8 protein-coding genes are annotated in these 9,205 nt (G+C 42.2%); all 8 read left to right on the top strand.

The window, feature by feature from the left end:
• Positions 1–568, top strand: a 568-nt coding sequence (locus tag A2517_RS03095; protein ID WP_294894021.1) for a chemotaxis protein CheB, incomplete at its 5' end; no start/stop codon positions are given.
• Positions 569–643: 75 nt separating this feature from the next.
• Positions 644–1,693: a response regulator gene (locus tag A2517_RS03090; RefSeq protein WP_294894019.1), complete on the top strand. Its 1,050-nt coding sequence runs from the start codon at positions 644–646 to the stop codon at positions 1,691–1,693.
• Between the two features lie 66 nt (positions 1,694–1,759).
• A complete protein-coding gene (locus A2517_RS03085) occupies positions 1,760–4,330 on the top strand; it encodes an MASE3 domain-containing protein (RefSeq protein WP_294894017.1) in 2,571 nt (856 codons plus the stop codon).
• On the top strand, positions 4,327–5,760 hold the full coding sequence (locus A2517_RS03080) for an HD domain-containing phosphohydrolase (protein WP_294894015.1): 1,434 nt from the start codon (positions 4,327–4,329) through the stop codon (positions 5,758–5,760). Before A2517_RS03085 ends, A2517_RS03080 begins: the two co-directional genes overlap by 4 nt.
• A gap of 8 nt (positions 5,761–5,768) precedes the next feature.
• Positions 5,769–6,449: a response regulator transcription factor gene (locus tag A2517_RS03075; protein WP_294894013.1), complete on the top strand. Its 681-nt coding sequence runs from the start codon at positions 5,769–5,771 to the stop codon at positions 6,447–6,449.
• 83 nt (positions 6,450–6,532) lie between these two features.
• Complete coding sequence (gene nhaD, locus A2517_RS03070; protein ID WP_294894011.1) at positions 6,533–7,861, top strand: sodium:proton antiporter NhaD; 1,329 nt, start codon at positions 6,533–6,535, stop codon at positions 7,859–7,861.
• Positions 7,786–8,160 (top strand): OadG family protein, encoded by a 375-nt coding sequence (locus A2517_RS03065; protein WP_294894009.1) that lies wholly within the window; start codon positions 7,786–7,788, stop codon positions 8,158–8,160. Before nhaD ends, A2517_RS03065 begins: the two co-directional genes overlap by 76 nt.
• Positions 8,161–9,205: sodium ion-translocating decarboxylase subunit beta (locus A2517_RS03060; RefSeq protein ID WP_294894007.1), on the top strand; the 1,045-nt coding region annotated here is incomplete at its 3' end.

The following is a 9,205-nucleotide window of genomic DNA, read 5'->3' as shown; positions in this document are numbered from 1 at the left end:
AACAACCAATAAAATTTTAGCGATAGGTGCCTCGACGGGGGGGACGGAAGCGCTCAAAGATGTCTTGATGGGATTACCGCGAAATGCACCGGGGACGATTATTGTACAGCATATGCCCTCCAATTTTACCGGACCGTTTGCCGAACGTCTCAACGGGCTGTGTGCGATGGAGGTGAGAGAAGCGAAAAACGGTGATTCGATCACTCCGGGAGTCGCCCTCATCGCTCCGGGAGATTACCATATGGTACTCCGCCGCTCGGGTGCTCGTTATTACGTCGAAATCGGAAGCGGTGATAAAGTATCCGGACATCGCCCCTCTGCGGATGTCCTTTTCAACTCTGTCGCTAAAATCGCCGGAGCCAATGCTATCGGTGTTATCCTTACCGGTATGGGGGGCGATGGAGCGCGCGGACTGCTGGCGATGCGTAATGCGGGTTCGCGTACGATCGGGCAGGATGAAGCGAGCTGTGTTGTTTACGGTATGCCAAAAGTCGCCTATGATCTTGGAGCGGTTGAGAAACAACTTCCTCTTCAGAGTGTAGCAAAAGAGATTTTAGAACTTTTATAGCCGGTGTGATTGTTTTATGACTTTAAACGTCTATGATATGAAAAGCTAAACTATGATTAATGTTGGAGAAAATAGATGATAACCCTCAAAGATGTTCAAAATTATTCACAACACTTATCTATACTCTATGTCGAAGATAATGATAAACTCCGAGAAGAGACTGCCGAGATATTCAAATTATTATTTTCCAAAGTTGATTTAGCCAGTAACGGTGAAGAGGGAATTGAAAAATACAATCATGAAAAGTACGATATCGTTATCACCGATATCAATATGCCCCGTATCAACGGTATTGAGATGATTTTTCAGATGCGCGAAATCAATCCTGAACAAAAAGTGATTGCGATTTCAGCCCATGATGAATCGGACATTTTGATCAGTATGATGCGTAAAGGGGTGAGCACTTTTCTTTTGAAACCTATCAATTTTAATGAAATGCTCTCTATCATCTATCCGGTATGCCGTGATGCATCAGCCCAGAATGTGAATGCTGAACTCTTTGAAGCATTGAATAATGAGCGTAAAAAATATAAAAGTATCGTTTCAAAACTGATGAGCCATTTGCGAACGGTCGAGATAAAAAATGAGCAAATAGGGGAACTGTATGCTCAAAATAACACGCAAGAGCGCTCGCAGATGCTCGAAGAGTATTTTGCCAAAGATGAAGAGCATGACAATGAAAAAGTCCTTTTCTTGAGCGATGATTGTGAAGAAATGACAGACATACTGAGTGAAATTCCGGATCAACTTTCACGGTATGTTGTCGATAAGGATATTCGTCATGTCCATAAAGTACGTGATGATGTAGCCAAACTCTCCAATATCTTATATCACTACACTCCGTTTTTAGACCCTTTGGCAAAAAGTCTCGAAGAGCTATCTTCGTTGATTGCAGAAGAGAAAGATTTGTTGGAAAAACTCGAAGCCAAACCGGATCTTATTCTCTCACTGTTTGATGCCATTTGTATCGATTTGAGTCTTTACGTCAAACGTTTTTCGGTTGAGAGTATGGCAATGAAAAACATCCACCATATCCATCAGCCGACGACATTAAGTATCCAGCAGATTATCGGTTTGATTCGCCCTGATTTAGCGGATGATGGCGGCGATATGGATTTTTTTTAATTTCGATGAATTATGATCAACAAGATACAAAAATATTCAATATGCTTCGATTAAAAGGGTAGAAATATGAGGCAGTTTTACGGAAACAGTATCGTTGGAGTCATTATTCCCGTGATTTTGACGGTAATTTTGGCTGCTATACGCTTTAGCGAAGGGTATCTGCTTTTTCATGTTCTTGTTGAATTGTTTGCCGTTATTATCGGAGTCTTAATTGCGATTATCGTCTTTTACATGCATAAATTCACGCGTAATAATTTTCTTTTATTTTTAGGAATCGGATTTTTTTGGACAGCATGGCTTGATCTTTTTCACATGCTTAGCTATTACGGGATGAACGTCTATCCAAAGATTACGTCACCGAATGCATCCACGACACTCTGGATTGCAGCGCGAATATTTGAAACGTTCACGATTTTTATTGCCCCTTTTATTCGTTTTGATAGGATTCGAGCTCATATTGTATTCATTTTGATGGGATCGATGGCACTAGGAGTGTACATAGCAACATTTCTAGAATTCTTTCCTCCGATGTATATTATTTCGGAAGGGTTGACACCGATTAAAATCATGCTGGAATATCTCATCATTACAATGTCCGTTTTGGCCATCATGATATATCGCTCTAAGCGGGGAGAATATCATCCGCTAATGTACCGTTTAATCGGCTTTTCACTTTTCTTCGGCATTCTTGCAGAGAGTTGCTTTACGATGTATACTGACGTATATGGTATTATGAATTTTGTAGGACATATTTTTAAATTTATTTCTTATTGGATGATCTTCAGAGGAATTGTAGTTACTGCGCTAAAAGAACCTTTCACCGTAATATCGAAAGCTTCCAATACCTATAATGCTATACCTGTGCCGGTAGCCGTTGTCGACCATTCTGGCATTATCCGCCAAATTAACAAAGCTGCGGAAAATACAGTTCATTATCAGATAAATGAGATTATCGGAGCAAAGAATCACACTCTATTTCATCCTCTAAATCTTGATAGCTCAGATTGCCCCGTTTGTCTTGCAATCACTCAAGGTAAATACGATACATTTGAAATTGAACATGAAGAAAAGTATACTCAATATACCATCAGTCCTATTAAGGTCGAAGGTGAAGTTGCGGGGATACTTCAAATTTCGATTGATATGACGTCTCAGCGTGAAGCAGAACGACGTGCTTTGCGTGATGCCGCTCTTCTTAAAACAATTCTTAATACAGCCCCTGTACGGTTATTTTGGAAAGATACCAATTCTGTTATTTTGGGATGCAACGATCTTTTTGCTCAGGATGCCGGCTTTGATAGTTCTGAATCGATGGTGGGAAAACGGGATGAAGAACTGATTTGGAGCGACCAAGCAGCATTATACAAATCTGATGATTTATCTGTAATTCAAACCGGAGAGATAAAGATCAATTATGAAGAACCTCAAAAACAAGTGAAAGGTATGCGTTGGCTTAGCACGTCCAAAGCACCCTTAATAGATGATGTTAATGGAAAGGTAATCGGAATAGTAGGTGCCTATGCTGATATCACCCATCTTCGAGAAGCCCAAATAAAACTTCAGGAGAATGAAGCTTTTTACCGTGGTATTTTTTCTTCGGTACATGAAGCAATCATGATTGTGGATCAATATAAGATTATCGATTGCAATGATCTTGCTGTGACACTGTTTGAGCAATCCCGTGACAAGCTGATCAATTTAGATATTTTTATCCTAATGCAAGACATACAATGCAGTGAATTTGATTTTTCCTACTTTTTAGATAAAGCATTGGACGGAGAATATGTTGCTATTAAATGTTCATTGAAGGTCAATTGTGACCTAGAAGAAAGTAAAATTATTGAAGTCATACTCTCTCGTTTCGGTCATGCGGATGAAAACAAGCTCATTATGGTGATGCGAGATTTGACAAAACAACTATTAAAAGAAAAAATATTTATAATGAATACGCGTCAGGCTCAGATGGGAGAGATGATTTCGATGATTGCCCATCAGTGGCGCCAACCGCTGGCGATAATCAACGCCATAACGACCCAAATTAGATTCAAAGCGATTATGAACGATACTGAAGACCATGAGTTAATCGATAATTTGGTAAAAATAGAGCAGCAAAGTGCGCATCTTTCTCAAACTATCTCAGATTATCGGGACTTTTTTCGTCCGGACAAGCCAAAAGAGCATTTCCGTGTCGTATCCCTGATCGATCACGCCATAAACCTGATCGATCATACCCTTAAAAACCATTCGATACGGATCGAAAACGAGCATGTCTACAATCCGACACTTTATACCTATCGAAATGAAGTTCTTCAGGTTTTAATCGTCTTGCTGAAAAATTCCCTTGACGCTTTTATGGAAAACAAAGTGATCGGAGGGGAGATTATCATTGCTGTCCGACACGAGGAGAGCTACTGTGTAATCGAGATTTGTGACAATGCGGGTGGAATACCTAAAGAGGTGATGTATAAACTTTTTAGCCCTTATTTCACGACCAAAAGTGAGAGTTTCGGTACAGGTTTGGGGCTCTATATGAGTCGGATTATTATCGAAGATCATTGTGCAGGATTGATACAAGCCCTCAGCGAGGGAAATAGAACAACCTTCAGTGTAAAATTACCCTACGAGGAAGAACAATGACATTCAAAGAGATGATACATCAGCTTTCAGAGTATGCTCAAGAGATGAGTGTCCTTTACGTAGAAGATGAAGCCATGATACGGGAAAATACGAAATTGTTGCTAGAGACAATATTTCCCAGTGTCGTAACGGCATCCAGCGGAATAGAGGGGATCAAGCGTTTCGAAGAAAAAACATTTGATATAGTCATTACCGATATTTTGATGCCGGAGATGAACGGTGTCGTGATGATTCGAAAGATGAAAGAGATGAGGGAATCTCAACATTTCATTGTCACGTCTGCATGTGAAGAGAGCAGCTACTTGCTTGAACTGATCAATCTAGGGGTAGCACAATTTTTACTCAAACCGATTCAATCCGAACAAATTGTCCAAATCTTGTATGAAGTGGTCAAGAATATTTACAATGAGCGGAAAGTTCACGAGTTTACCGCTCAGCTTAAACAAGAGTTACTGCATCAAACAACCCTTCTGGAACAATACAAAGAGGTTGTTGACCTCTCCGCGATCGTGACAAAAACCGATATGGCCGGGAATATTACGTATGCCAATGACCTCTTTTGTCAGACGAGCGGATACAGCCGTGATTCGATTATTCAGCAAAAGCATAATATCCTCCGTCACCCTGAGGTGGGGCAAGAGTTTTATGAAAATCTTTGGAAAACGATTCTGAGCAAACAGCCATGGCGAGGGACGATCAAAAATCTCAAAGAAAACGGAGAATACTACGTAACCGATACGACGATTAAGCCGATTTTGGATGAGTATGGGGAAATTATCGATTTTATCAGTATCAGCCATGATGTGACGGAGCTTTTTGATCTGAATGAAGAGATTCGCCAAACGCAGCATGAAATGCTCTCGCTCCTCGGCGAGGTAGGGGAGACAAGATCCCAAGAAACGGGTAATCATGTCCGTCGTGTTGCCAAATACGCACAGATTTTGGGAGAACTTTATGGATTGGAAGAGGAAGAGATTCAGCTTCTCTACAGCGCATCGCCGATGCATGATATCGGCAAAATAGGGATTCCCGACGCAATTTTGCTTAAACCGGGCAAGCTCGAAGCGGATGAATATGAAGTGATGAAAACTCATAGCGCCATCGGATATGATATACTTAAAAATTCCTCCAGACCGCTTCTGAAAGCTGCGGCCATTATTGCCCGTGAACACCATGAAAAATGGGATGGGAGCGGTTATCCGAGTGCATTGAGCGGGTCGGATATCCATATCTACGGACGTATTACCGCGTTAGCCGATGTCTTTGATGCCCTGAGCTGTGAGCGGGTCTATAAAAAAGCGTGGCCTATGGAACAGATTATCGACTTTGTTGCCCGAGAGAGGGGAAGACATTTTGATCCCGATTTAGTAGATATGTTTATGGCAAATTTAGAGCGTTTTAGGGAAATTGCCATCAAATACCAAGACTGAGGTGCATCATGCCCAAATTCAATGAGTTTAAAAATCTCTCGGTTCTGTATGCGGAAGACGATAGTGATTTACGGGAGATAACAACGAAAACGCTCCAGCTTGTGGTAGGAAACGTTTACGCCGTTATGGACGGAAGTGAAGCGTTGTCTATTTATGAGAACAATCGTATTGATATCGTCATACTGGATATTCATATGGGATCTATCAGCGGAATCGACGTCGCAAAAATCATTCGTAAAAGCAACGATAAAATCCCTATCGTGATTGTTTCGGGATCGATTGCGACAAAAGATCTTATGGAAGCGTGTAAACTCAACCTCATAGAGTATATCCATAAGCCGATCGAGTTTAATGCTCTTATTAAGGTTCTTTATCTCGCTGTTGACCGTCTCAAAGCGCAGGGGATGCTGATCGCAAAAATCAATGATTCCGTATCGTATGACTATTTTGCCAAGTCCTTTATCCACTCAAACAGTGAAAAAACGGCATTAACAAAAAATGAGATCCAAGCCATGGAACTTTTACTTTCTCATCGGGGTCAGGTTGTCACTTATGAGACATTTTCGAATATTTTGGAAGAGGAGATGTCCGATGGCGCCCTCAAAAACCTCATTCTCCGAATCCGTAAAAAGATGTCCGATGATACGAATCTCCGCAATCTTTCCAAAGTAGGGTATATGTTGGTTTGATGTTGTTGGGATAGCTAAACAACCAATTATGTAAGCTACGGTAAAATTCCAACGTTTTTTACAGCTACATAAGGAATTTAATTATGACAACACCCGTTGCAGAAGCGGCTGCAATCAATCTGGTAGGCCATCCGTTCGGATGGCTGTTACTCGCTATTTTTATAGTGGGCTACTATTTTATTGCTTCCGAAGAGAAATACCATATCGATAAGGCCAAACCGGCTTTGTTTACCGGAACGCTGATGTTCGTCCTTATAGGACTCTACTATGTAGGTATGGGGACAGATTTGAGCCCTTTCGAGCAGGAAGTTGATCATCTGATTTTGGAAATTGCCGAAATTTTCTTTTTCTTGTTTGTCGCGATGACCTATATCGAGGCTTTGATCGAGAGAGGCGTTTTTAGTGCTCTTCGGGCAAAACTGATTGCCAAAGGGTACAGCTATCGTGAGCTTTTTTGGATTACCGGAGCTTTGGCTTTTTTCATCTCTCCGGTTGCCGATAACCTCACGACCGCTTTGATCCTCTCCACCGTATTGCTCACTATCGATAATAAAACAAAAGAGTTCCTTGTCCCAGGAGCGATCAATGTTGTCGTTGCCGCCAATGCAGGGGGTGCGTGGAGTCCGTTTGGGGATATTACGACCTTGATGGTATGGGCAGCAGAGAAGGGGGGCTTCGTTGATTTCCTTTATCTCTTCCCGGCAGCATTTACCGGTTGGCTCATTACGGCGGCACTCTTGGTTCGCTATGTTCCTGATCTTGATCCGAACAAAGACGGAGACCCCGAAGCAGCTGCAAAGATCGAAATCCTCAAAGGGGGAAAGGTGATTATCGCATTCGGTGCATTGACGATAGCTCTCGCCGTTGCAGGTAAACAGGTACTTCATTTGCCTCCGATGTGGGGAATGCTTTTCGGTTTGGCAATCTTGCAGCTCTATATGTACTTTCTAAAAGCGAAGCACAATATCGATGTCAGTATTTTCGAAGCGATGAGTAAGATTGAGAATAATACTCTTCTTTTCTTTTTCGGTATTTTGGCGGCGGTCGGTGCGCTCCATTTCATTGGGTTCCTTACCTATGCGGCACAACTCTATGAAGCGTTTGACCCTACTATCGTCAACATTGGGGTCGGATTCCTCTCTGCAATCGTCGATAACGTTCCGGTTATGTCGGCAGTGCTTAAAGCTAATCCCGCTATCGATCATGCTCAGTGGATGTTGGTCACCCTTACCGCCGGTATCGGTGGATCGTTGATCAGTTTCGGAAGTGCGGCCGGGGTCGGTGTTATGGGGAAAATGCACGGTATCTATACGTTTGCGTCCCATATAAAATTGGCGTGGACCGTACTGGTAGGGTACGCAATATCACTCGCGGTTTGGTATGTCCAATTTATGATTTTGGGCTGGTATTAAAAAGAGTTTGGTTAAAATTAGACAAATTAAAAGTAGAAGGATTCCAATTGTTTTTTGAAAGTGTAAAAATCATGTTTTTAGGGATGGGAACCGTTTTCTTATTTCTAACGATTATGGTATACGTGACAAAGCTTATGTCAAAACTCATTCTCCGTTATTTTCCTGAAGCACCGAAAGTACATGCGTCTGTATCTGCACCAAAAGCTCCGGTACAGCAAACCAATGAGAATGCGAAAATCGCTGCTATCTTGGGCGCATTGCAACATCATCATCAATTAGAGCAAGAAGGAAAAATTTAAATGAAGAAAGTATTATTTTCTCTTTTAATGATGGTGAGCTTCTCTCTTTTGAGTATGGCGTCAGAACCGGTTGCTGCGGTTGACAGCGCAGTGGAAGTTTCAGCGCATACAGCGGCTAAAACCGATACACCGCAAAAATCGACTTATCGTGAAGAGAACTATCAACCGATGAGTTTTAATGAAATGATGATCAATTTCTATCATACGACAGGGATCAGCGCTCTTATCGAGCCCAAAAAAGGGGTTTTAACCTCTCACGGCGAGCCGATGTCCGATTTCCACCAAACATGGGGACGTCTGATTATGTTTTTGGTTACATTTGTCCTCTTTTATCTAGCAATTGCCAAAGGTTTTGAGCCTTTATTACTTCTTCCGATCGCATTCGGAGGATTGCTCGCCAATGTCCCTATCGCAAACATGGCAGGACCGGACGGTTTATTGGGGATCATTTATCATATGGGGATTGCCAACGGCCTTTTCCCTCTTTTAATTTTTATGGGTGTCGGTGCTATGACCGATTTCGGTCCGTTACTTGCCAACCCAAGACTTGCCCTTTTAGGGGGTGCGGCACAATTCGGTATTTTCGGAACGTTGGTCGGTGCGTATGCCCTTAGCCAATACACAACCATTTTTGATTTTACGTTGCAGCAATCTGCCGCTATCAGTATTATCGGCGGAGCAGACGGCCCGACATCGATCTTTATTGCCTCGACGCTCGCTCCTGAGCTTTTAGGTGCGATTGCCGTTGCGTCGTATTCGTATATGGCATTGGTTCCGATTATTCAACCGCCGATTATGAGAGCCTTGACGACTCCTGAAGAGCGAAAGATCCGTATGCGTACGTTGCGTCATGTTACAAAACTCGAAAAGCTTCTTTTCCCGATTCTTGTACTGATGCTCATTATTTTCATCCTTCCGGATGCGGCTCCGTTGGTCGGTGCATTTGCTCTAGGAAACTTTTTCAAAGAGACAGGTGTTGTCGATCGTTTGAGCGATACTATGCAGCACGCATTGATCAATATCGTTACGATTTTCCTCGGACTTG

The sequence above is a fragment of the Sulfuricurvum sp. RIFOXYD12_FULL_44_77 genome (genome assembly GCF_001830725.1).
Taxonomy (GTDB): domain Bacteria; phylum Campylobacterota; class Campylobacteria; order Campylobacterales; family Sulfurimonadaceae; genus Sulfuricurvum; species Sulfuricurvum kujiense_A.
This window is presented reverse-complemented; position numbering and strand designations above follow the sequence as displayed.

Coding starts and splice junctions, on each gene's coding strand:
- A2517_RS03090 (WP_294894019.1), top strand. CDS start 644: ATGATAACCCTCAAAGATGTTCAAAATTATTCACAACACTTATCTATA.
- A2517_RS03085 (WP_294894017.1), top strand. CDS start 1,760: ATGAGGCAGTTTTACGGAAACAGTATCGTTGGAGTCATTATTCCCGTG.
- A2517_RS03080 (WP_294894015.1), top strand. CDS start 4,327: ATGACATTCAAAGAGATGATACATCAGCTTTCAGAGTATGCTCAAGAG.
- A2517_RS03075 (WP_294894013.1), top strand. CDS start 5,769: ATGCCCAAATTCAATGAGTTTAAAAATCTCTCGGTTCTGTATGCGGAA.
- nhaD (WP_294894011.1), top strand. CDS start 6,533: ATGACAACACCCGTTGCAGAAGCGGCTGCAATCAATCTGGTAGGCCAT.